This is a genomic window from Neobacillus drentensis, from assembly GCF_021560175.1.
Lineage (GTDB): Bacteria > Bacillota > Bacilli > Bacillales > Cytobacillaceae > Neobacillus > Neobacillus drentensis_A.
In genome coordinates this window covers 4,506,353-4,527,639 of record NZ_CP091110.1, presented here as the reverse complement: position 1 = coordinate 4,527,639, position 21,287 = coordinate 4,506,353, and the positions used below count along the sequence as shown (strand labels likewise).

The 21,287-nt window shown below is 39.0% G+C and carries 25 protein-coding genes and 1 riboswitch; of the genes, 12 read left to right on the top strand and 13 right to left on the bottom strand.

Annotation, left to right across the window (positions count from 1 at the left end; translation table 11 throughout):
* Positions 1-4 precede the first annotated feature (4 nt).
* The 7 genes from L1999_RS21555 (at position 5) to L1999_RS21525 (ending at position 6,315) form a co-directional block, all read left to right on the top strand.
* A complete protein-coding gene (locus tag L1999_RS21555; protein ID WP_235740438.1) occupies positions 5-958 on the top strand; it encodes an L-lactate dehydrogenase in 954 nt (317 codons plus the stop codon).
* A gap of 99 nt (positions 959-1,057) precedes the next feature.
* Positions 1,058-1,252 (top strand): hypothetical protein, encoded by a 195-nt coding sequence (locus tag L1999_RS21550; RefSeq protein WP_215043607.1) that lies wholly within the window; start codon positions 1,058-1,060, stop codon positions 1,250-1,252.
* Positions 1,253-1,473: 221 nt separating this feature from the next.
* Complete coding sequence (locus L1999_RS21545) at positions 1,474-3,033, top strand: rhomboid family protein (protein ID WP_235740437.1); 1,560 nt, start codon at positions 1,474-1,476, stop codon at positions 3,031-3,033.
* Between the two features lie 11 nt (positions 3,034-3,044).
* Positions 3,045-3,257 (top strand): YqgQ family protein, encoded by a 213-nt coding sequence (locus L1999_RS21540; RefSeq protein ID WP_235740436.1) that lies wholly within the window; start codon positions 3,045-3,047, stop codon positions 3,255-3,257.
* A gap of 73 nt (positions 3,258-3,330) precedes the next feature.
* Positions 3,331-4,518: a M14 family metallopeptidase gene (locus L1999_RS21535; protein WP_235740435.1), complete on the top strand. Its 1,188-nt coding sequence runs from the start codon at positions 3,331-3,333 to the stop codon at positions 4,516-4,518.
* Between the two features lie 231 nt (positions 4,519-4,749).
* Positions 4,750-5,898 carry a YqgU-like beta propeller domain-containing protein gene (locus L1999_RS21530; RefSeq protein ID WP_235740434.1) on the top strand — a complete coding sequence of 383 codons (1,149 nt, stop codon included), beginning with the start codon at positions 4,750-4,752 and terminating at the stop codon, positions 5,896-5,898.
* 90 nt (positions 5,899-5,988) lie between these two features.
* Positions 5,989-6,315, top strand: a complete 327-nt coding sequence (locus L1999_RS21525) for an MTH1187 family thiamine-binding protein (protein ID WP_235740433.1) — start codon at positions 5,989-5,991, stop codon at positions 6,313-6,315.
* Positions 6,316-6,353: 38 nt separating this feature from the next.
* Here L1999_RS21525 and L1999_RS21520 read toward each other — a convergent pair whose 3' ends face one another.
* Positions 6,354-6,530 carry a DUF2759 domain-containing protein gene (locus tag L1999_RS21520; protein ID WP_235740432.1) on the bottom strand — a complete coding sequence of 59 codons (177 nt, stop codon included), beginning with the start codon at positions 6,528-6,530 and terminating at the stop codon, positions 6,354-6,356.
* Between the two features lie 193 nt (positions 6,531-6,723).
* Between L1999_RS21520 and L1999_RS21515 the strand changes: the two genes are divergently transcribed.
* Both L1999_RS21515 and L1999_RS21510 read left to right on the top strand, forming a co-directional pair.
* On the top strand, positions 6,724-7,359 hold the full coding sequence (locus tag L1999_RS21515) for an MBL fold metallo-hydrolase (RefSeq protein WP_235740431.1): 636 nt from the start codon (positions 6,724-6,726) through the stop codon (positions 7,357-7,359).
* Positions 7,360-7,364: 5 nt separating this feature from the next.
* Positions 7,365-8,459 (top strand): class I SAM-dependent methyltransferase, encoded by a 1,095-nt coding sequence (locus L1999_RS21510; RefSeq protein ID WP_235740430.1) that lies wholly within the window; start codon positions 7,365-7,367, stop codon positions 8,457-8,459.
* Positions 8,460-8,528: 69 nt separating this feature from the next.
* Here L1999_RS21510 and L1999_RS21505 read toward each other — a convergent pair whose 3' ends face one another.
* The 12 genes from L1999_RS21505 to L1999_RS21450 all read right to left on the bottom strand — a co-directional run bounded on the left by L1999_RS21505 (position 8,529) and on the right by L1999_RS21450 (position 16,890).
* Complete coding sequence (locus L1999_RS21505; protein WP_235740429.1) at positions 8,529-8,771, bottom strand: DUF2626 domain-containing protein; 243 nt, start codon at positions 8,769-8,771, stop codon at positions 8,529-8,531.
* A gap of 83 nt (positions 8,772-8,854) precedes the next feature.
* On the bottom strand, positions 8,855-9,553 hold the full coding sequence (locus L1999_RS21500) for a helix-turn-helix transcriptional regulator (RefSeq protein WP_235740428.1): 699 nt from the start codon (positions 9,551-9,553) through the stop codon (positions 8,855-8,857).
* Between the two features lie 225 nt (positions 9,554-9,778).
* The gene (locus L1999_RS21495) at positions 9,779-9,967 is read right to left on the bottom strand and encodes a YqzE family protein (RefSeq protein ID WP_235740427.1); all 189 of its coding nucleotides are present in this window, start codon (positions 9,965-9,967) and stop codon (positions 9,779-9,781) included.
* 56 nt (positions 9,968-10,023) lie between these two features.
* Positions 10,024-10,407: a competence type IV pilus minor pilin ComGG gene (gene comGG / locus L1999_RS21490; protein ID WP_235740426.1), complete on the bottom strand. Its 384-nt coding sequence runs from the start codon at positions 10,405-10,407 to the stop codon at positions 10,024-10,026.
* Positions 10,404-10,880 carry a competence type IV pilus minor pilin ComGF gene (gene comGF / locus L1999_RS21485; protein WP_235740425.1) on the bottom strand — a complete coding sequence of 159 codons (477 nt, stop codon included), beginning with the start codon at positions 10,878-10,880 and terminating at the stop codon, positions 10,404-10,406. The genes comGG and comGF overlap by 4 nt, the downstream gene beginning before the upstream one ends.
* The gene (comGE, locus tag L1999_RS21480; protein ID WP_235740424.1) at positions 10,828-11,166 is read right to left on the bottom strand and encodes a competence type IV pilus minor pilin ComGE; all 339 of its coding nucleotides are present in this window, start codon (positions 11,164-11,166) and stop codon (positions 10,828-10,830) included. The genes comGF and comGE overlap by 53 nt, the downstream gene beginning before the upstream one ends.
* Entirely contained in the window at positions 11,150-11,590 is a 441-nt protein-coding gene (gene comGD / locus L1999_RS21475; RefSeq protein ID WP_235740423.1) for a competence type IV pilus minor pilin ComGD, read from the bottom strand. The genes comGE and comGD overlap by 17 nt, the downstream gene beginning before the upstream one ends.
* Positions 11,591-11,598: 8 nt before the next feature.
* Positions 11,599-11,907: a competence type IV pilus major pilin ComGC gene (gene comGC / locus L1999_RS21470; protein ID WP_235744423.1), complete on the bottom strand. Its 309-nt coding sequence runs from the start codon at positions 11,905-11,907 to the stop codon at positions 11,599-11,601.
* Positions 11,908-12,179: 272 nt separating this feature from the next.
* Positions 12,180-13,211, bottom strand: a complete 1,032-nt coding sequence (gene comGB, locus L1999_RS21465) for a competence type IV pilus assembly protein ComGB (RefSeq protein ID WP_235740422.1) — start codon at positions 13,209-13,211, stop codon at positions 12,180-12,182.
* On the bottom strand, positions 13,198-14,283 hold the full coding sequence (gene comGA, locus L1999_RS21460; RefSeq protein ID WP_235740421.1) for a competence type IV pilus ATPase ComGA: 1,086 nt from the start codon (positions 14,281-14,283) through the stop codon (positions 13,198-13,200). The genes comGB and comGA overlap by 14 nt, the downstream gene beginning before the upstream one ends.
* A 149-nt stretch (positions 14,284-14,432) precedes the next feature.
* Positions 14,433-15,224 (bottom strand): YqhG family protein, encoded by a 792-nt coding sequence (locus tag L1999_RS21455; protein ID WP_235740420.1) that lies wholly within the window; start codon positions 15,222-15,224, stop codon positions 14,433-14,435.
* The gene (locus tag L1999_RS21450) at positions 15,202-16,890 is read right to left on the bottom strand and encodes a DEAD/DEAH box helicase (RefSeq protein ID WP_235744422.1); all 1,689 of its coding nucleotides are present in this window, start codon (positions 16,888-16,890) and stop codon (positions 15,202-15,204) included. The genes L1999_RS21455 and L1999_RS21450 overlap by 23 nt, the downstream gene beginning before the upstream one ends.
* Before the next feature lie 209 nt (positions 16,891-17,099).
* A riboswitch (glycine riboswitch) is annotated at positions 17,100-17,188 on the top strand.
* 159 nt (positions 17,189-17,347) lie between these two features.
* On the opposite strand from L1999_RS21450, the gene gcvT reads away from it, so the two are divergent.
* Genes gcvT through gcvPB form a run of 3 tightly spaced genes read left to right on the top strand, consistent with a single transcriptional unit; the run spans position 17,348 to position 21,272 of the window.
* A complete protein-coding gene (gene gcvT / locus L1999_RS21445) occupies positions 17,348-18,451 on the top strand; it encodes a glycine cleavage system aminomethyltransferase GcvT (RefSeq protein ID WP_235740419.1) in 1,104 nt (367 codons plus the stop codon).
* A 21-nt stretch (positions 18,452-18,472) separates the two neighbouring features.
* Positions 18,473-19,819 (top strand): aminomethyl-transferring glycine dehydrogenase subunit GcvPA, encoded by a 1,347-nt coding sequence (gene gcvPA, locus L1999_RS21440; protein WP_235740418.1) that lies wholly within the window; start codon positions 18,473-18,475, stop codon positions 19,817-19,819.
* The gene (gene gcvPB, locus L1999_RS21435; protein WP_235740417.1) at positions 19,812-21,272 is read left to right on the top strand and encodes an aminomethyl-transferring glycine dehydrogenase subunit GcvPB; all 1,461 of its coding nucleotides are present in this window, start codon (positions 19,812-19,814) and stop codon (positions 21,270-21,272) included. The genes gcvPA and gcvPB overlap by 8 nt, the downstream gene beginning before the upstream one ends.
* Positions 21,273-21,287: the final 15 nt, after the last annotated feature.

The window sequence follows — 21,287 nt, the reverse complement described above, 5'->3', positions numbered from 1 at the left end:
GAGGATGTTAAGACGTGTTAACCGAGTTGTCCTGATCGGAACTGGTTTCGTTGGATCAAGTTATGCGTTCGCCCTTTTAAATCAGGGAATAACGGAAGAATTGGTATTAATTGATTTAAATAAGGAGAAAGCGGAAGGTGATGCCATGGACTTGAATCATGGACTGCCTTTTGCACCATCTAGGACGAAGATTTGGTATGGGGATTACAAGGATTGTGGTGTGGCTGATCTCGTGGTTATTACTGCAGGGGCAAATCAAAAGCCTGGCGAGACTAGACTTGATCTAGTCGAAAAAAATACAAAAATCTTCAAAGGAATTGTAGATGAAATTATGGACAGCGGCTTTAATGGTATATTCCTAGTTGCCACTAATCCTGTTGATATCCTAACATATGCCGTCTGGAAATTCTCTGGTCTTCCAAGAGGGCGGGTTATTGGGTCTGGTACGATTTTAGATACGGCCCGTTTCCGTTATTTACTTGGTGATTATTTTGACGTAGATACAAGGAATGTCCATGCATATATCATTGGAGAACATGGTGATACAGAGCTTCCTGTATGGAGCCATGCTGATATCGCTGGGACAACTATTTCTGAATGGACAAAAAATAAGTCTGCTGTTAATCGGGATGACCTAAATCAAATCTTCTTAAATGTACGTGATGCCGCTTACCATATCATTGAGCGTAAAGGTGCTACATATTACGGAATTGCTATGGGGTTAGTCCGGTTAACGAAAGCAATTTTACGAAATGAAAACTCCGTCCTTACTGTTTCCACCTATCTAGACGGGGAATACGGTCATAATGATATCTATATCGGTGTTCCTGCCGTTGTAAATCGCAATGGAGTCAGGGAAATCGTTGAACTAGATTTGAATGAAGAAGAAAAGGCACAGTTTGCAAACTCTGTTCAGGTATTAAAAAAGACAATGGAACCTGTGTTTACGAAATTCTAAATGGAATAAAAGAGACGGATTTCTTCTTCCGTCTCTTTTTCGAGAATAAATGGATAAATCCTTTGTTCCTATCACAGAATAGTAATAGGAGGGATGAAGATGTCTCGTCTTTTAACATCGATATTTATGATTGGTTCCATTGGCTATGTTGTATTCCGCTACAGGTACAGAATCATCAATGCCTTAATAGGTACAGGCTGGATGCGGCGGCTTGCGGTAGGCTCAATTATGAGCTTACCTGGGGTAAGACAAAAATTAATGTCATCTGTTTTTGGAGGACCATCTGCTAGGTGAAAACCACAGATGGTTCTTTTTTGTCTAAATAATTAAATATCTATTCTTCGATGGTTTAAAGCAATGATTAAAGGTTCATATCGTTTATAATGAAAGAAACGGGGAAAAAATGAATACAGATTATACTTCTTCGTTATGTATAGCTTAAGCTGTAAACTTGTACTGGTCATGACCGTATCAAGACCAATTCACTTATAGCTGAAATAGAAAGTAGGGGAGAAATGAATAATAGAGAAGGTTACATCTTCTGGAGGTTGGCCTATTCTTTCATCTCTGATCATGGATATAGGGTTATTCAATTATTTGAAAATCAGAAAGAATTGTGGCTTGAAAAATTAGAAAATAAAAAAGCTCCAATCATACGAATGCTGCTCCATGATTTAGATTGGAGTAATGCCATGCAGAGAGATATTGAATTTACGGCTACTAACGGGGAAAGAGTCCGTAAACAAATCGGTAAAAGCGAACTAAATGTAATGAATATATATGTTAGTAAGTTTCCACCGGTTGATGAATATGAATATCGTCTGGAAAGACCATTTGTCTTTCCACAAGGAAATAAAACGACGGTAACTTCCGTCCTTTTAGTAAACGATGAATTGGAATCAGGTTTTAGGAGATTGTCTGAAAAGCTCGGCTGGAATATTTATTTTGAAATTTCTAATGAATATTCGGAACAAGAAGTGGATGAATTAAAGAAATCGGCCTTAGATCTTGCCATTCATAAAGTAAAAGCGGAACAAGAAATTCTATTTAATGGAAAACCTTTATTTACCTATATGTTTATCGTCATTCAACTTGCAGTCTTCCTCTGGTTAGAAATTAATGGGGGGAGCACGAATACGTCAACACTAATAAAATATGGTGCTAAAGTAAATGCCTTGATTGATCAAGGTGAATGGTGGAGATTCATCACCCCTATTTTCCTGCACATCGGTTTCCTGCATTTGCTAATGAATACCCTTGCGCTATACTTTCTAGGAACGACGGTTGAACGGATATTCGGTAAATCTCGTTTCTTTATTATCTATTTATTCGCCGGGTTTACGGGTTTTATAGCCAGTTTCCTGTTTAGTTCCAACTTGTCTGCAGGTGCGAGCGGTGCAATTTTTGGATGCTTTGGCGCTCTGTTGTATTTTGGTGCCATGTATCCTAAATTATTTTTTAGAACGATGGGGCTGAACATCCTGGTTGTGCTTGGAATAAATCTTGTGTTTGGTTTTTCGGCATCAGGAATTGATAATGCCGGGCATCTTGGCGGGCTGGCAGGAGGATTTTTAGCAGCTGGTGTTACTCATTTTCCTAAAAGGAAAAAACTTTTATGGCAAATGGTATTTCTTATTGCTTCAATAGCTATTGTTTGGTCTTCTTTATCATATGGATTTAGCTCTTCTGCGCCGCAAGCAAAGGATGAAAACTCTAACTTAATTATGGCAGAGGAATATGTCAAACAAGGTAAATACAATCAAGCTTACCAACTATTAAAAGAAACAGAAAAAAATGCAGCTAACCTTTCAGAAAGAACTTATTTTCTTTTATCTTTTGTAGAAATAAAGAAGAATATGCTGCCTGAAGCGAAAACCCATTTGGAAAAAGCGATTCAATTAGACCCAAAATTGGATGAGGCTTATTTTAACCTTGCACTGATTAACTTAGAACAAAATGATCTTAAACAGGCAAAATTAAATGCTGAAAAGGCGGCAAATCTTGAACCGAAAAAAGAACAATATAGGGATTTACTAAGTGAAATTAATCAGCAACATCAATCTACAAAGGAGTGAGGGGTCTCTAGATGAAGACAATTTATGATATTCAGCAATTTTTAAAACGATTTGGGACCATCATATATATAGGTGATCGAATTGGTGACCTTGAACTGATGGAAGCAGAGTTAAAAGACCTTTATCAGGCACAACTAATTGAACCAAGAGAATATCAGAGTGCTTTGTTAATAGTAAGACATGAAATTCGAATTCAAAAAGAATTAATTGGTAAACATGATTAAACCCGTAGAAATACGGGTTTTCATCATTTTTTTATGAATATCTTCATATCTTTTTATGATGGGAGGAGAGTATATGGAGATTATTTTACGACCTGGGGATACTCTGTCATCTTTAAGCCGGTTATTTAAGATCCCACTCAAATTAATAGTGGATTCCAATTCACATGTAAATCCAAATAAAATGAAATCAAAAGAGAAAATTAAGATACCTGGTCATGTTTTAAATCCCTATACGATTAAAGAGGGAGATACTTTTGCTAAGATAGCTGAACAAAAGAATATGGAGGTTGATTCCCTTTTCCTGCTTAACCAAACGAAAGATGCAGATCAGTTGGTTATTGGCGATCAAATTTTTGTTCCCGAATTGGTAAGGGTGCCCTTCGTCACAGAGAAAACGCCATTAGATTCTAAACGATTAGTGAAATTAATAAAAAACCTTACACATATTTACCCTTTCATTAAAGTTTCCAAGATTGGTACGAGTGTATTAGGTAATCCGATTCATGAACTAAGAATTGGAAAAGGGTATAAAAAGATCCATATGAATGCTTCCTTCCATGCTAATGAATGGATAACCACCCTGGTCCTAATGAGGCTGCTAAATCAATATTTACTATCAATTACGAATGAGCAATCTGTTAAAGGTAAGAAGGCGACAGCTCTGTATGAGAATGTAGAGCTATCCCTCGTTCCAATGGTAAATCCTGACGGTGTAGATTTGGTATTAAACGGGGCGCCTTCTCATCTACGACAAGAGGTTATTGAAATCAACGAAGGCAGCGATGACTTTATTCATTGGAAAGCAAATATAAGAGGCATCGATTTAAATAACCAATTTCCGGCTAACTGGGATCTTTGCAGGAAAAATAAGAAGCCAAAGACACCAGCCTCACGCGACTTTCCAGGAATAGAACCATTAACAGAACCAGAAGCCGCTGCCATGGAAGAATTAGCTAGAAAAAATCAGTTTGATCTCATTCTGGCCTTTCATACCCAGGGAGAGGAATTTTATTGGGGGTATGAAGGACTTGAACCACCTGAGTCAGAATTACTCGCAAAAGAATTTGAAAAAGTCAGCGGCTACCGAGCGATTCGTTATGTTAACAGTCATGCAGGCTATAAAGATTGGTTTATTCAAGAATTTCATAAGCCTGGGTTTACACTAGAGCTGGGAAGAGGAATTAATCCCTTACCGCTTTCACAATTTCCCAGAATACTTAAGCAGGCATCGGAAATCTTTTTTGCAGCTTTAGCTTATTAAAATTTTCCTGTCTCCTTACTTGTAATCTCTATCTACTGTTATTAAAATAGAATGAAACTAGCATGAGAAAATTCAGACATTGATGGGGTCTCTCGTACCATCCATGACAAACAATTAATTGAAAAAAGCCGGGTATCCACGGCTTTTTTCCTATTTAGCATAAAACGTATAATGGTTGAAACCTTTTCGTGAATTTAACGTCGTAACCAATATGGGATAGGAGGAGACGACTTGATTAATTGGAACAAATTTAAACGAGCGAATAGTACATTTATTTTGCTACTCTTTATTTTGTCGTCTCTCTTCTTAAGTGGATGTTCTGCAAAGGAACAGTCTAAACAAAAAAATCCAATTCAAAATAACAAAACAAAAGTACCGACAGCAATCCTTCCTAGCGAATGGAAACTGCCAATATCAATTCCCGCGGGTCAAGGTGAGTTTTATAAGGTTGTTGGCTGGTATACCGACCAACAAATTTACTATGTAACGAACTTAAACCAAACCTCAAATCTGTTTCTATATAATTTATTAACCGGAAAAAGTAAATTAATCTATCAAACCGAGAATCCGATCGTCAATGTCCAAATAAGCCCATCTAAGAAGTATCTGTTAATTCACTCATCACCGACCTCTTATCAGGGAATGGTAACGATTATTGATTCTAATGGGAAGGAACGGTTAAAAAAGACTTTTCCATCGTACGATTTAGGTTTTGAATGGAATCGCTATAATGAAAGCCAGGTTATCATCACAAAATTCGCAGAAGACTGGAGCTTCCAAGTATATTTATTAGACTTTACTAATGCTAGTACAACTCAACTAAATCTTCCGCAGCCATTTATTAAATGGATCGAAAAGGATGAAGTAGCATATCTAGATTGGGACCAGACTAGTCCATCGTTAGTTGCGCCATTAATAATGAAAAAAATAGGGAGTGAAGTGGACAAGACTGTTTTTTCGAAGATTATTCAATTTGATGCCTATCGAGAAATGCTCATGACAGTGGCTGTAAAAGACGGGGAGCCGTCTATGGCGAACTATTCATTCTTTAATAAAGAGCAAAAAAAACTATTTAGCTTTTCCGTACCACAGTTATCTAAGTTTTCAGATTGGCTGGTCCCTTTTTATGATTATAGCGAACTTAAAAAACAATTTATCACCCTTAGACCGCTCACAAGCGGGGAGGCGGATACCTATACAGAGGGTTTCCAACTTGTTCGCTATGACCTAAAGAAAGGCAGTAGTGAAGTGATTTTGGAAGGTTTGGACAATGTTCCTATTTCGATTTCACCATCTGGGGATACAGCTTTATTAGGGAATAGTTATGAAAAATTAATTGATCTAAACAAAAAGAAAAGCGTCGACTTAATAAAGGAATGACAAACAAAGTGTCATTCTTTTTTCCTTTGTTAACAGATATGGTAAAATCACAAAGAGATATAAAAATGCTAAAGTGATGGTGATAATCTAATGGCAATCGTAGATGTAACTGTAATTCCTATTGGGACTGAAACGCCAAGTGTAAGCAAGTATGTAGCTAGTATTCAAAAGATATTAAGGAGCTATGAAGCAGAAGAGAAAATTAAGTTCCAATTAACACCGATGAATACGATTATTGAAGGAGACCTGCCAATTCTATTTGAAGTCATTCAGGCAATGCATGAGGTTCCTTTCTCTGAGGGAATTAAGCGGGTTGCAACATCCATTCGAATTGATGACCGCAGAGATGTGAAGCGAACGATGGAATATAAGGTTGAACGGGTTAACAGCCTTGTAAATGAGAACGAGGATAAATGAAAAAAGACTGTCAGCGGACAGTCTTTTGTTTATTCCTATTAGTGAGTTCCTGTTGGAAACCCAGATTCAATAATTGTCATGACCGTAAACCAGCCGAAAACTAGAAATGAAGCTACACCCCAAAAAGCAGCCAAGAAGTTTTTATTTTTCAGTGACTTATAACCGCTGAAAGCTGCAAGGATTGTTACAAGAGCAAAAATAATAACTAAACCCATTTTTTATTCCCCCTTTTTCGTAAACGCGATCTCCATAAATTATGTAACTATATTATATCCATTCGTTTCCTATTTTATATTTTTTTCTTTAATTTGTCGAGGCAAAAATACAGCCATGATTGAACCGCTTTCTCTCCTATGTTCTTTAGTGTAAAATAAACCTGATGTATATATGTATGGGAGGAACAAATTTATGAAATGGCAGCAAATTCCTTTAGGACCCCTGCAAACGAATTGCTATATTGTTGAAAATCCTGATAAGACTTGTTTAATCATCGACCCAGGTGAAGAGGGGAAAAAATTGATTAACTTGATAAATCAAAGAAAACTAAAGCCGATGGCAATCCTGTTAACTCACGCTCATTTTGATCATATTGGTGCTGTGGATGTTATTAGGGATACATACAAAGTTCCCGTTTACGTTCACAAACAGGAAGAAAAGTGGCTTGAAGACCCAAGGTTGAATGGCTCGCAATTATTTATGGAAATTGAACCGATCATAGCTAAACCAGCAGATCACATTATACATAATGAGGGAAACATGGAAATCGGCGAATTTACTTTTCAGGTTTTCCATACTCCAGGACATTCACCTGGCAGTGTTTCCTTTTATTTTAAGAGAAATGATGTAGTTATTTCCGGTGATGCTTTATTTCAGGGGGGAATCGGCCGTACTGATTTACCTGGAGGGAATTCAGGACAGCTTATGAAAAGTATTCATGACAAGCTGCTAAGTTTGCCAGAAGAAACATATGTCCTGTCAGGCCATGGTCCAGTTACCACCATTGGAGAGGAAATGGACAGCAACCCATTTTTAAATGGGTTTTAGAAATTATGATTTCCTATTTAAAGAATTTAATTGCGAATTCACCTAAAAGGCTGATCACTTATGCTGATTATATTTCAGCCGTCCTCTATCATCCGGAATTAGGCTATTATATGAAGGATAAACCAAAAATCGGAAGACAAGGGGATTTTATTACTACGAGCAATATTTCGGATGTGTACGGCAGACTTTTAGCAAAATGGTTTTTTTATATTTGTGAAAAAACGAAATTGCCTCCTGTTTTTTGTGAAATTGGAGCTGGAACCGGCCGTTTTGCGAATGCCTTTTTACAAGAGTGGCAAAAGTCGTTTGGAGCACCCCTTACCTATCTAATAGTGGAGAGTAGTCCTTACCATCGCAAGCAACAGCGTGAATTACTTCATCCTCACCTTTCCTTTGTTCAAGTGGAGAGCCTCGCGATGATTGAACCTTTTTCCGGCATGGTTTTTTCAAATGAACTTTTTGATGCTCTTCCGGTTCATGTGATTGAAAAAATAAACGGTGAACTTGTGGAAGTGATGGTGGGAATGTCAGAGGACGGACAGCTTTTTGAACAGAGGGAACCATTAACGAATCAAGCGATCCTTTCATTTCTTGCAGACAGTCATCTGGTTATAAAAGAAAAACAACGGATTGAGATTCCTTTAGTAATGGAGACCATGATGGAGGATATTTCAAAGGTCTTAAGTGAAGGTTTTGTAGTCACTGCGGATTACGGCTATACCAATGAGGAGTGGGCAGCTCCCCAGCGTAAACAAGGGAGTCTAAGAGGATACCACGAACATATGATGATAGACAATGTCTTTTTGCATCCAGGGGAAATGGACATAACCACTCATATCCACTTTGATCAGCTTATCCAAAAAGGGATGAAGTATCAGCTCGAGTTGCTAACCAAACTAAGGCAGGATGAGTTTCTTTTAAAGGCAGGTATTTTGAAGGAGTTAAAGGAACATTATGATCCTAATCCTTTTTCCGAGGTGAGCAGAAGAAATCGTGCCATACGCAGTTTAATAATGCCGTCAGGGATGAGCACATATTTTCATGTCATAATCCAACAAAAAGGTTTCCATTTAAGTGAACAGGACATTTTTTGGGAATAAAAAAACACCGGAGCACCGGCGTTTTTTTTTTGCGGCATTAGAATACGATTCTATACGCCTACGGTCTTATTACTCTCCTCCGCCTAGCGGCATCATGAACGTTGTCCAATAAGTAAAGCCAACGAAGAAGATAGTTAAATATGCTCCGAACACATACAAATACATACGTTCGGAAAGCTTTAGGTAGCTAAGCAGGACAAAAAATCCTGTTTGAGCCAAGAATAGCATGGCTGTTCTATCCAAACCACCCAGATAGAGAAATACGGTAAAAATACCAGTCCAAAAACCACAAACTCTGAACATGCGATCCATATGTATACCCCCTTTTAGCCTGCGATACCATCAATACAATATTATAAAGTAAAAGGAGGCATAATGTAAACATCAGACTCGAATTAGTTTGACACAAGTACTTGATAAGAGCATGTCTCACAGCCTGAAATCATGTTTTCTTTTTCAATCAATTCAACTGAATCGAATAAAACTTCAAACATTCCCTTTAAAAATTCATGGTGCATATTGCAAACTGCTTCAGTGTGGTCCTCAGCAATTTCTTTAAATGGACAATTGAAGATTTGGAAGTAAATTTTTGATTGGTCACCGCCCACTTCAAACTCTGGATAAAATCCGGCAAGAGTGGCAGCGCTTTTTAAAATCGTCAGCTTTTGATCGAATGTCAAATCATCACCCAATGCTCGCTTTGCCAGTTCCTGTTCAATTATTTCCATTCCAAATCGTTTACCGGTCATAAACAGTGCTTCTCTACCAGCTTCACCGAGTGATATCATCGTCTGAATGGCTACTTTGGATAAAAGCATGTAGTCGCGGTATGGGAAATGCAGCTGGATAACATCATCGGATAAACGGTATAGTCTGCTGGGTCTGCCGCCTTTTCCTGTTTTCTTTGTTTCAGATGCTAACATATTTACATCTTCTAACTTTGATAAATGTAGTCGTGCTACATTTGGATGAATATTAAAATTTTCAGCCACCTCTTGAACTGTTACTTCTTGATGGCGTTTGGTAATGTATTGATAAATGTAGTAACGTGTTGGATCTGACAAAACGTTTGTTATTTTTAATGTTTGTTCCATCACTGTTCACCTCGAACCCCCATAATTTATTCCATTATAATACAGCCAAATTAACAAAGGAATGAAGTTAACAATGTTAACACTATATGTTTAGAAAATGTTCACAATTCCTGTCTTTTTATTGTAACAATATTAGATAAAGTTTCTAATTTATGGAAATTTTCTTCTTTGTCAATATAATTTATTGGATTTTTTGACAAAAAAAAGAAGCGGTATGAAACACCGCTATTTAAATCTTCGTTTTTTCTTTACTTCTGAGTAAAGGATGTAGGGGAGGATGCCAAACCAACGGTACCAGAAATCCGCTTTCGTTTGTTTCTTCTCAATACGGATGCGTTTCCGTTCGTCTTTAGGCTGGTCAGCATATTTAACGATCGTTTGCGTCATATATTTAATATAATCATTTGTTTTCATGGACACACCTGCCTTTATACACCTACATTATGTCCATTTTTTAATCGTTCATACAGCTAATTGACCTCTACCCATTTAATCATCGCTTTTGAACGCGTATCAAAGTACCCATAACCCACTATAGGTTCACGATCATGAAGAACAAGCGTGAAATCCACTATCTGTATATAGGCAGAAGGGGTCTCCGCACGATAATCCACTGTTCCATTTAGATAGATAAGTGTTCCTTTAGCAGGCATAGTCCCGCGAGTTTGGTATAACGATTCCACTTTTTTGACAGAAGACAGAAAGTAATATTCCTGCATATGAATTACCTTTGTTTCAACTGCTATTTTACGTTCGGAAAGTAATTGCTCAATATGCAAGGAGAAAAACAGGAGGAAAAGAAGTAACGTGCACAACGTTAAGGGATAGGTAAACCCATGTTCACTGTTTTTCATATATTGGCAGTCCAGTTTAGAAAGGAGTATGCCAGAACTGAATACTCCTTTCCCCATATGTCCACAACTGTAATTTTCACTGCATTATTCACGATGGAAAAGGAGTATTGTGAAACATTTTGAAGAATAACCTCATGTCCCGTTGAATTTACCCTTCGTCTGAGGTTTGAACCATATTTTTCATATTGAATGGTATCTGAACCTTTAGTTAGTATTAAACGTCCAGAGGATACCTCAGCATGTGAGACGGTGCTAATTTCTTTTGTAACTTGACTGTAAAAAACTTCCCATTCCATTTCCTGCATTTCCATTTGCATGCTTTTTTGGTTTAGGATGATATGAAAAATAGGAGCCATAAAGAAAATGATAGTGGAAAAGATTGAAAAGGCAATTAATACTTCAATTAAGGTAAAAGCCTTTTCATTCGAGGATACCGCAAATAGTGGCTTCTGGATAAACTGAATTCTTTTCAACTCTTACACACACCTCCCTTTGACCAGTTTGATTAGGATTCTTCCAGATAATGTTGTAGTCGATATTATTCTCTCGGATGGTGTAATTGGAAAATGTCCGGCCGTCAATGATTCTTGCCTTTAGTTCCTCATACATCATCCTTTGAGCCGTTTTCTCTATCTCTACTTTCCTTGATTGTTCTCTGACCTCCATTAATAAGGGAAGTAAGAAAAGGCAAATCATTAACATAGTCGAAAGTGACAGCAGTAATTCCAACAGAAAATAACCTTTATTGCTCCGTAACATAAAATCGTCCTCTCCCAATCAAAAAGGTCAGCCGATATTCCTTTTCCTTCGTCTTGATAAAGAAGGATCCAAATTTATTGATATTGCCATCTGGCAGGAATTTAAAAGATAAGGGCATTGAGCCTTCGGTAAGGTAAATATTAGGAGAAAAGGATCTATCAATTATAGCCGGCAAGCGTCCCTGTAAAGACAAGTTATATTTGTGTTTGCTAGGCAAAATAACAATGGTAACTTCTTTTTGATGCGAAATAGCAAATTGTTGCCCATAAAGGAGATCAGCACGGAGTTGTGTCAAAAAAACCTCATCTTCTAATACAGAGTGCTCAGGTTTCAATGAAAAGGCTGTGATGAAGGAGATAATCATAAAAATCGAGAGAACTAGTAACGACTCAACCAATGTAAAGCCTTTTTGATTTTTGGTCATTCTGGTTATTAATCTGCTTTTGCAACAGAGGTGACCTTACCTTCCGAATCAATTGCAACTTCTTGACCGTTCGGACAGCCCTTGACATCGTTTAAATAGCCAGCGGTTTGTAATTCAGCGAGTGTTGGGATTTTATTTTTTTCCATTTGATAGGCTTGGACCTGTGCTTGAACCATTTTCACGTAAGCTTCGCAGCCTTTATTGTTGATATTAGAATTATGCTTGGTAACGTTAGGGATGGTAATCAAAAGCAAAACGGAAATTATTAACATAACAATCATCATTTCAATTAAGGTAAACCCTTTTTCATTTTTCATCATTTTAAATTCCCCCATATTTTTATAAGGTAAGAAAGTATAAGGTTTTCGACTTAGAGAATTGTCCAGCTCCAGCACCTAGCCCCTCGATGGTCTACAGCCAATCCGTCCAAAAGGTTAAAAAGCAACCTTTCGGCCGGCTCGTCTTATGCTTGGCTACATAAAGCTTCCGCTTTCTGTACGCATTAAGGGCGACTAGTCTTTGACCTTGCTTTCGCCGGTCAGTCGACAACTCGCCCTATATCGGGGCTGAACAAGGCGCTTGCGCTTTCCTATATACCATCAAGCAGATGGAACATCGGTAATAGAATCGCTAGATACATTGATACAACTAAACAGCCAATAAATATGTAAAGAATAGGCTGGATGGTTTTAAAGCTTTTTTCAATCCTTTCCTCCATGACTGCCACGCAATGTCTGCTAAAAAACAGTAATTCTTGCTCTAATTTTCCATTTTCTTGGCCATGTTTAATAATCATCGGAAATTCCTTCTCGAAAAAGAAAAAGGAGGCTATAATCGTGTCTAATTTTTCTCCGGTTACCAGCTTGATTCTGATGTCTTCGGCTAATTGGCTGTAAAATGGCTGTCGGTGATTCTTTTCAAAAAGGGAAAGTGCCTCTGAGACAGAAATGCCTCCGGATAAAAGGAAACTTAGTTGAATGGAAAAGTAATGTGTGAACAACAATTTGAGGATTTTACCCAGAATAGGGATACGGACAAGCAGGACCCTTTGCTTGAGGATTGGAAGCTTTCGAAATACAAAAAAATAATAGATCGTTGTCAGTCCGAGTAAAGTAAGGACGATGCAAATGGCGGCTGGGAAATAATGATCAAAAGCATAGAGGACCTTCGTGAAAAAATTCTCCTTAAGTCCGAGTGAAGCAAACAGCGTTGTAAATCTTGGCAGTAAGGTGTTCTCAATGAAAACAAATAGAAACCCAGTAATAAACATCAATAACAAGGGGTATTGCAGTAATTTTAAAAGCTTTTTCATATCTTTATCTTTTAATAGCGCGAGTTCACTTCCTTCCAAAAGTGCCTCAGCAAAACTTCCATGCTGTTCAGCAAAATAGACATAGCCAATCAAGTCTTTTTGAAAACCAAGATGGTTCAATACGACATGAAAGGGTGACCCTTGCTTTAACTCAACTAGACACCCATATAATTCCTCCTTTCGATTGGCTGGCAATTGTAATGCTATGGATTCAATTGCTTCTGCAATTGGATACCCGCGTAGAAGTAAATCTCCTGTTCTTCTTAAGAAATGGGCTTGTTCATTTACAGTCCATTTATGACGGCTCATCTTCATACACCAGCCGTTCATACTCGGTTTCTTGAATATAACCGAGGGCAATGCCCTTGTTAATAACTTCTTTTAATGTACGGTAGTGTGTGTTAAACATTTCACCTTTTGCGGCCTTCATAACATTGTTTAAGTTCCGGCCGGATAAAAGTTCGAAAACACTTGCTCTTTTCCATCTGCCATAGGAATAACACAAAGGCGAACACTCTCCTTCACAATAAGGGCAGGTAAGTTCTACTAATCTTTGAGCCGTAACAGCAATTAATGTTTGCTCAACTTCTAGCCAGTTCACACCAAATTCACGGAGACGGTAAACGGCTCCTTTTGCATCTCGAGTATGCATAGTGGAAAGGACTAGATGCCCAGTAAGAGCAGCCCTGACAGCGATTTTGGCTGTTTCTGCATCCCTGATTTCCCCGACCATGATAATATCCGGATCATGGCGAAGAATCGCTTTTAAACCGGCTGCATAAGTCACACCAGCTTTTTCGTTTACTTGTACTTGCAGGACGGAGTCATAGTTTTTTTCGATAGGATCTTCAAGGGTGATAACATTGCGATGAAAGAGGTGGGCAGTTTCGTTTAGCAGGGAATAAAGTGTTGTCGTTTTGCCTGAACCGGTTGGACCTGTAAAAATGATTAATCCGTGTGCATGTTTCAGCAGGGCTAACAGCTTTCTTGTCATAGAAGGGAATAATGAAAGTTGGTGGAAGGGTATTTGCTCTTGCTGTGGTAAAAGCCGGATGACAAGGCTCTCTCTGTTGTTTGAAGGGAGTGTGGAAAGCCTAAGCCCCATTAAATGCCCGTCTACTTCACAAAAAACGGCACCGCTTTGAGGGCGTCTTCTTTCCCCGATGTCCATATTCGCCGTGAATTTAAAATGTGAAATTAACCTGTCGCATTCATCTTTTGGGAGGGACAATCTGGGAATGAGTTTGTTGGTTAAACGGATTTGAACAAGTGTGTCATTCTTACGAGGAATAATGTGAATATCGGTTGCTTGATTTCGGACAGCATCTTTAATGATTCGATTAGCTAGTATTTCAATCGAGCTAACAATTGGTACCACCACCTTTTTACTTTTTCAATACTCATAATTCGACAGGGTTCATGTTTATCCTTCTTTATTTTTAAAAAATATAAAAAAATTTTTTAGGGGGCATAACGGTGACAGGCACCATGTGAAAAATTCACATGGTGCCTGTCACCGTATAGGGTAGTTTATATAGCTTTTTCAGTTAAGTAGAAGAGACCGCCGTTGATGAAGGAGATGTTGATTTTGGGTTCATATTGTTCTTGCAGCGCCATTTTTTCGGTTTCATAGTTCTCACTTGTTTCTTCTTCATCTTCATAGAAATGATTTAGTAACCGCAAGTCTTGTTCCCACCGATTGCGAGCCGCTTCGGCCCAAGTGTGGTCCTCTTCTGAGATCACGTTTCGTAAATAATTTTCTACTCGAATCATCCCGCTTTTTGGTTTAACCAACGGCGATAGCGTAAACGAGTAATCCGGAATCTTGGGGGTAAGAGAAACTTTTTGGAGTCGGTCGTGAAAATTTTCGACCATTTGACCGTTTATAAGCTGCAGACCAATCGACTTAAAAATATCCCGTTTCCGGTCACACTGATAAGAGATTTTTACATTCATACACAGCCATGGAAACAATGCTGTTTGGTTTTGAATGTACGGGTGATTTTCATATAAACGAATATAGCTGGCTAACTTTTTGGTTGAAGCAAAGATTTGATGAAGCCGGGGAGAGCCAAAATGGATAATTTCTCCCTTCATATTTTCCGGAGCTTTTTTTTGGTCAGTGATCATTGTTAAGCTCATTGGATTTGGGATGCCGCCTGTCTTTTCGAGGTAATGCCAGTAAAAAGGACGGTTCATCAGTTCTTTATCAAGTTCCACCGTTAACTGAACGATTAAATATCCTGGCTTATTTTCAACAATGGGGCAATCGTTTGCCTGAAAATACTTTAGAAGAAAATCATGAATTTCCTGCTGCTGCATGTGATTCACCCTCCTTCATTGATTGCGCAAATTCAATCATAGATGATAAGTTCTCCATTTTTATTCGCATTTCACCCTCAGAACTGGATTGACCGAATATATCAATTAGGTGGTCTTCAATATTACCAAATTCCAGTTTTGTCAGGATATCATCCAATTCACCGATGACCTTTTCAAATAGGTGGATTTTTTCATAAAGCAACTTCAGAATATGTTCTTCCACCGTGCCTTTGATCGCAAAATTATAAATCATGACATCCTTTTCCTGACCCAGACGATGGATCCGCCCAATCCGCTGTTCAAGCCGCATCGGATTCCAGGGTAAATCGAAATTGATAATATGGTTGCAGAACTGTAGATTGATTCCTTCCCCTCCAGCCTCAGTAGCAATGAGAACTTGTGCATGCTTCTGGAACAATTCCCGCATCCAATCTTTCTTTCCCCGTTTAAAACCACCACGGAAAGGTACCGAGCTGATTCCGTGCTGCTTTAAATACCATTGCAAATACATCTGAGTTGCACGATATTCCGTAAAAATGATCACCTTATCATTTACCTGCTGGATTAATTCAAGCGCTTTTTCAGCCTTTGAATTTTGCTGGACAGCCTCAACCTTGTTAATTAAAAATTGGATTTGTTCTTCAAAACCAGGAGTAGGCTCCTCTTTCTTTTGCAGCATGTTTTTTAGCGTATAGAAAACAGCCTCACGGCTTGAGCAAGCCTCACGCTGTAAGGTCATTACCGAAAAAGCACTTGTTTGAGCCCAATCGCCTTCATTTTTCAACATAGAAATGGATTCATAAAGATCCTTTTCCGCAGGGGAAAATTCGATCGGAATGGTTTCAACCTGTCTTTTTGTCCATTCAATACCAGTATCGGCACGGCGATTCCGAATCATGACCTTGTTGACTAATTCTTTTAAATGTTCATTATCATTTAACGAACGGGCATCCCGTTTATATTTTTCATAAAAGGCGCTTTCACTGCCCAGGTGCCCGGGTTTTAGAAGGGAAACAAGATTAAAGATTTCTTCGATTCGGTTTTGGATAGGCGTGGCCGTTAATAATAAACAAAATTTCTTTTTAAGGTTTTGGACAAATTCGTAGTTTTTCGTTTTGTTATTTTTTAATTTATGGGCCTCATCAATGATAATAAGGTCATAGTCCTGCTTGTAAATAATGTCCCGGTGAGGATCTCGCTTGGCTGTATCAATGGAAGAAACAACGACATCGCACTGTTCCCAGACATAGCTTTTTCTTTGAGTAATAGCAGGTATAAAAAATTTGCTGTTGAGTTCAATTGCCCACTGGGTTACCAAAGAGGCCGGGACCAGAATTAACACCTTTTTTACTAAACCGCGGATCATGTATTCTTTTAAAATTAATCCTGCTTCGATTGTTTTTCCTAGTCCCACTTCATCAGCAAGAATGGCTTTCCCATTCATGTTTTCAATCACCTGTTTGGCTGTCTCCAGCTGATGCGGAAGTGGGGTTAAATTTGGAAGGTGATTTGGAGCCTGCAAGCCTTCAAACTCAGGGATCACCAAATGTTTTTCCACATCGATTGCTAGTTTAAAAAGCTCCCAATTGCCCCACGGACCATCGTTGTCTATTCTATGTAAAAAATCATCCTGCCAAGAGGAATCAAATTCAATTTCAACTGACATCATTACAGCTCCTTTTCATACAATGTTGTATCATTTTTTTTGCCAATTAAAAGGGATAATGGTGTTCTAATTTTCTAATAAATTTATTGCTCAATGTTGTAGTTTAATGATAGGATGATAATAGCTTAGAATGTTTTAAATATTTTAATAAAGTAATTTATTTTTTAAGTATAATTAGTATTACCCAATTAAAAAATATTATAATGCGGATGACAGCAAGGGGAGAGACTACAGTACGTAGCGCCGAAGGAGCAAGCAGAAATGTGAATCTCTCAGGCAAAAGAACTCTTGTTTGACGCAGCTCTGGAGAGCGCTGCAAGATTAGCAGCCACCCACGGGGAAAACCACTTTAGGTAAACTTTCAGGTGCAAGGACAGAGACCTTCTTATATTCATAGGGAGGTTTCTGTCCTTTTTTTATCGTAAAAAGCCTGATTCAGTATAAGGGGGATAAATGGATGACTGAATTACAACGTACTCCGCTTTTGGAAGTATATAAAGAATACGGAGGAAAGACCATCGATTTTGGAGGGTGGGAACTGCCGGTCCAATTTTCCAGCATTAAGGAAGAACATGAAGCGGTCCGTACTAAAGCAGGTCTGTTTGATGTTTCCCATATGGGTGAAGTGGAAGTTAAAGGGAAAGATAGTTTACCATTTTTACAAAAAATGATGACGAATGATATTTCAAAAATTAAAAACGGCAGCGCTCAATACACCGCGATGTGTTATGAAAATGGCGGAACCGTCGATGATTTACTTGTTTATAAAATGGAGGACCATCATTATTTACTTGTGGTTAATGCCTCCAATATTGAAAAGGACTATAAATGGCTTGAGGACCATGTTGAAGGAGAGGTGCTCCTTGATAACTTATCCGACAAGACAGCCCAGCTTGCACTTCAAGGACCACTTGCAGAAAAGGTTCTGCAAAGGCTTGCCGGAAATACAGACTTAAGTCAAATCGGCTTTTTCAAATTTCAGCAAGAAGTCATTTTAAACAATAAAAAGGCATTAATATCAAGAACAGGATATACCGGCGAAGATGGTTTTGAGGTTTACTGTGATGCTGACGATGCGGTTGACCTTTGGAAAGCCATATTAAAAGCAGGAGAACAAGACGGAGTTCTTCCATGCGGATTAGGGGCACGTGATACCCTGCGTTTTGAATCTGTCCTAGCACTCTATGGACAGGAGCTATCCGCTGAGATTACTCCTTTGGAAGCAGGGATTTCTTTTGCTGTGAAATTAAATAAGGAAGCTGACTTCATCGGGAAGGAAGCGTTAAGAAAGCAGAAGGAAACGGGCTTAACTAGAAAATTAGTAGGGATTGAAATGATCGACCGTGGAATTCCACGTCATGGATACCCTGTGTATAAAGGCGAAGAACTTATTGGTGAAGTGACTACGGGGACACAGTCGCCTACTTTAAAGCGAAATATAGGTTTAGCACTTATTAAAACGGAATATGCCGACTTAGAATCAAAGGTGGAAGTTGAAATCCGCGGCAAACGATTAAAAGCATCAGTTGTTCCAACACCTTTTTATAAAAGAGAAAAGTAAAAACACGAGGGGAGCAAGGTTATGAAACATCGCTATTTACCCATGACTGAACAAGATAAGAAGGCTATGCTCGAAACCATTGGCGTTTCTTCAATAAATGAACTGTTTAGTGATATCCCTGAACAAGTTAGATTTAAGGGTGAGTATAACATTAAAGAGGCAAAGTCTGAGACAGCACTGTTGAAAGAACTATTTAAGTTAGCAGACCAAAACGCTGACTTCAGAAGAAATGTGTCGTTTTTAGGTGCAGGTGTTTATGATCACTATATGCCTATAATCGTGGACCATGTCATTTCCCGTTCTGAATTTTATACAGCTTATACACCATACCAGCCTGAAATCTCTCAAGGTGAACTTCAAGCTATTTTTGAATTTCAAACGATGATTTGTGAGTTAACCGGTATGGATGTTGCCAACTCCTCTATGTATGATGGGGGTACTGCCCTTGCCGAGGCTGCTATGCTCAGTGCAGGTCATACAAAACGGAAGAAAATTGTCGTTTCAAGCGCGGTTCATCCAGAGTATCGCGAGGTCCTTAAAACCTATGCAACAGGACAGTATCTTGAAGTTGTAGAAGCTCCTATTAAAGATGGAGTAACAGATCTTGCTTCCTTAAAGGACCTAGTAACCGGGGACGTGGCTGCCGTAATCGTCCAATATCCAAACTTTTTTGGACGCTTAGAGCCGTTAAAAGAAGTGGAGGAAATGATTCATGCCCATAAAGGGTTGTTCATTGTAAATAGCAATCCACTTTCATTAGGTGTATTAACGCCACCAGGCAAGTTTGGGGCAGATATTGTCATTGGCGACGCACAGCCATTTGGTATCCCAGCAGCGTTTGGAGGCCCGCACTGCGGCTATTTTGCCGTTACCAGCAAATTAATGAGGAAGGTCCCAGGCCGTCTTGTCGGACAGACGGTTGATGACCAAGGACGACGCGGGTTTGTCTTAACACTTCAAGCTCGTGAACAGCATATCCGGCGTGAAAAGGCGACTTCAAATATTTGCTCAAACCAAGCCCTTAATGCCCTTGCTGCATCTGTGGCGATGACCGCATTAGGTAAAAAGGGTGTTCGTGAAATGGCTGCAGCAAATCTGCAAAAAGCGCATTATGCCAAGAATGCCTTTAAAGAGGCAGGGTTTGAAGTGGCTTATGATGGCTTCTCCTTTAACGAATTTGTTGTAAAATTAGGCAAACCTGTTAAAGAAATTAATCAAACATTGTTACAAAAAGGAATCATCGGGGGCTATGATTTAGGACGTGACTATTCAGAACTGTCTAACCATATGTTGATTGCGGTTACGGAACAACGAACAAAGGATGAAATTGATACTTTTGTGAAAGAATTGGGGGATTTGCATGCATAACCAAGACCAAGCACTCATTTTTGAACGTAGTACCCCCGGGCGAATCGGATACAGCCTCCCGGAAATGGATATACCGGAGTTAGAGGTGAGCAGCCTGCTTCCAGAAGGTTACTTGCGTGAAGAAGAGCCGGAACTTCCAGAGGTTTCTGAGCTTGATATTATGCGTCACTATACAGCTCTTTCAAAAAGGAATCATGGCCTGGATTCGGGATTTTACCCACTTGGCTCCTGTACAATGAAATATAATCCGAAAATCAATGAAAATGTTGCGAGATTCAACGGCTTTGCACATATTCATCCTCTGCAGGATGAGAGTTCCGTTCAAGGGGCGTTTGCACTTCTATACGATCTTCAGCAGCACTTAATTGAAATAACTGGTATGGACGAAGTCACCTTACAATCTGCTGCAGGTGCCCATGGTGAATGGACAGGATTAATGCTCATCCGGGCGTACCATGAATCAAATGGTGATACAAAACGGACGAAAGTAATCGTTCCGGATTCTGCACATGGTACTAACCCTGCTTCGGCTACGATTGCTGGATTTGAAACCATTACGGTGAAATCTACCAATCAAGGTCTGGTTGATCTCGAAGATTTAAGACGTGTTGTCGGTGAGGATACGGCTGCTCTTATGTTAACCAATCCCAATACGCTTGGTCTTTTTGAAGAACAAATTCTTGAAATGGCTGACATTGTTCATGGTGCAGGTGGAAAACTGTATTATGACGGTGCAAACCTAAACGCGGTTTTATCAAAGGCTAGACCAGGCGATATGGGATTTGATGTGGTCCATTTAAACCTTCATAAAACATTTACAGGTCCACACGGCGGCGGAGGTCCTGGTTCAGGTCCAGTTGGGGTGAAAGCTGATCTGATTCCATTTTTGCCAAAACCAATTATTACAAAGCGAAGCGATGAATATATACTAGACTACGACCGGCCGCAATCCATTGGACGTGTAAAGCCGTTCTATGGAAACTTTGGGATAAACGTTCGAGCCTATACGTATATTCGTTCGATGGGACCCGATGGCTTAAAAGCGGTCACCGAGTATGCAGTCTTAAACGCTAACTACATGATGAGAAGACTTGCCGAATATTATGATTTGCCTTTTGATAGACATTGTAAGCATGAGTTTGTGCTAAGCGGTAAACGCCAGAAAAAATTAGGCGTACGGACACTCGATATTGCCAAACGTCTGCTTGATTTTGGCTATCATCCACCAACGATTTACTTCCCGTTAAATGTCGAAGAATGTATTATGATTGAGCCGACGGAAACAGAATCAAAAGAAACCCTTGATTTTTTCATTGAGGCGATGATTCAAATTGCCAAAGAGGCTGAAGAACATCCAGAGATTGTACAAGAGGCTCCGCATACCACGGTTGTCGGCCGACTAGATGAAACACTAGCAGCACGTAAACCTGTTTTAAAATACCAGAAGGCTTAAGTAAACATAAGGTCA

Coding starts and splice junctions, on each gene's coding strand:
- L1999_RS21555 (WP_235740438.1), top strand. CDS start 5: ATGTTAAGACGTGTTAACCGAGTTGTCCTGATCGGAACTGGTTTCGTT.
- L1999_RS21550 (WP_215043607.1), top strand. CDS start 1,058: ATGTCTCGTCTTTTAACATCGATATTTATGATTGGTTCCATTGGCTAT.
- L1999_RS21545 (WP_235740437.1), top strand. CDS start 1,474: ATGAATAATAGAGAAGGTTACATCTTCTGGAGGTTGGCCTATTCTTTC.
- L1999_RS21540 (WP_235740436.1), top strand. CDS start 3,045: ATGAAGACAATTTATGATATTCAGCAATTTTTAAAACGATTTGGGACC.
- L1999_RS21535 (WP_235740435.1), top strand. CDS start 3,331: ATGGAGATTATTTTACGACCTGGGGATACTCTGTCATCTTTAAGCCGG.
- L1999_RS21525 (WP_235740433.1), top strand. CDS start 5,989: ATGGCAATCGTAGATGTAACTGTAATTCCTATTGGGACTGAAACGCCA.
- L1999_RS21520 (WP_235740432.1), bottom strand. CDS start 6,530: ATGGGTTTAGTTATTATTTTTGCTCTTGTAACAATCCTTGCAGCTTTC.
- L1999_RS21515 (WP_235740431.1), top strand. CDS start 6,724: ATGAAATGGCAGCAAATTCCTTTAGGACCCCTGCAAACGAATTGCTAT.
- L1999_RS21510 (WP_235740430.1), top strand. CDS start 7,365: ATGATTTCCTATTTAAAGAATTTAATTGCGAATTCACCTAAAAGGCTG.
- L1999_RS21505 (WP_235740429.1), bottom strand. CDS start 8,771: ATGGATCGCATGTTCAGAGTTTGTGGTTTTTGGACTGGTATTTTTACC.
- L1999_RS21500 (WP_235740428.1), bottom strand. CDS start 9,553: ATGGAACAAACATTAAAAATAACAAACGTTTTGTCAGATCCAACACGT.
- L1999_RS21495 (WP_235740427.1), bottom strand. CDS start 9,967: ATGAAAACAAATGATTATATTAAATATATGACGCAAACGATCGTTAAA.
- comGG (WP_235740426.1), bottom strand. CDS start 10,407: ATGAAAAACAGTGAACATGGGTTTACCTATCCCTTAACGTTGTGCACG.
- comGE (WP_235740424.1), bottom strand. CDS start 11,166: ATGTTACGGAGCAATAAAGGTTATTTTCTGTTGGAATTACTGCTGTCA.
- comGD (WP_235740423.1), bottom strand. CDS start 11,590: ATGACCAAAAATCAAAAAGGCTTTACATTGGTTGAGTCGTTACTAGTT.
- comGC (WP_235744423.1), bottom strand. CDS start 11,907: ATGAAAAATGAAAAAGGGTTTACCTTAATTGAAATGATGATTGTTATG.
- comGB (WP_235740422.1), bottom strand. CDS start 13,211: ATGAGCCGTCATAAATGGACTGTAAATGAACAAGCCCATTTCTTAAGA.
- L1999_RS21455 (WP_235740420.1), bottom strand. CDS start 15,224: ATGCAGCAGCAGGAAATTCATGATTTTCTTCTAAAGTATTTTCAGGCA.
- L1999_RS21450 (WP_235744422.1), bottom strand. CDS start 16,890: ATGTCAGTTGAAATTGAATTTGATTCCTCTTGGCAGGATGATTTTTTA.
- gcvT (WP_235740419.1), top strand. CDS start 17,348: ATGACTGAATTACAACGTACTCCGCTTTTGGAAGTATATAAAGAATAC.
- gcvPA (WP_235740418.1), top strand. CDS start 18,473: ATGAAACATCGCTATTTACCCATGACTGAACAAGATAAGAAGGCTATG.
- gcvPB (WP_235740417.1), top strand. CDS start 19,812: ATGCATAACCAAGACCAAGCACTCATTTTTGAACGTAGTACCCCCGGG.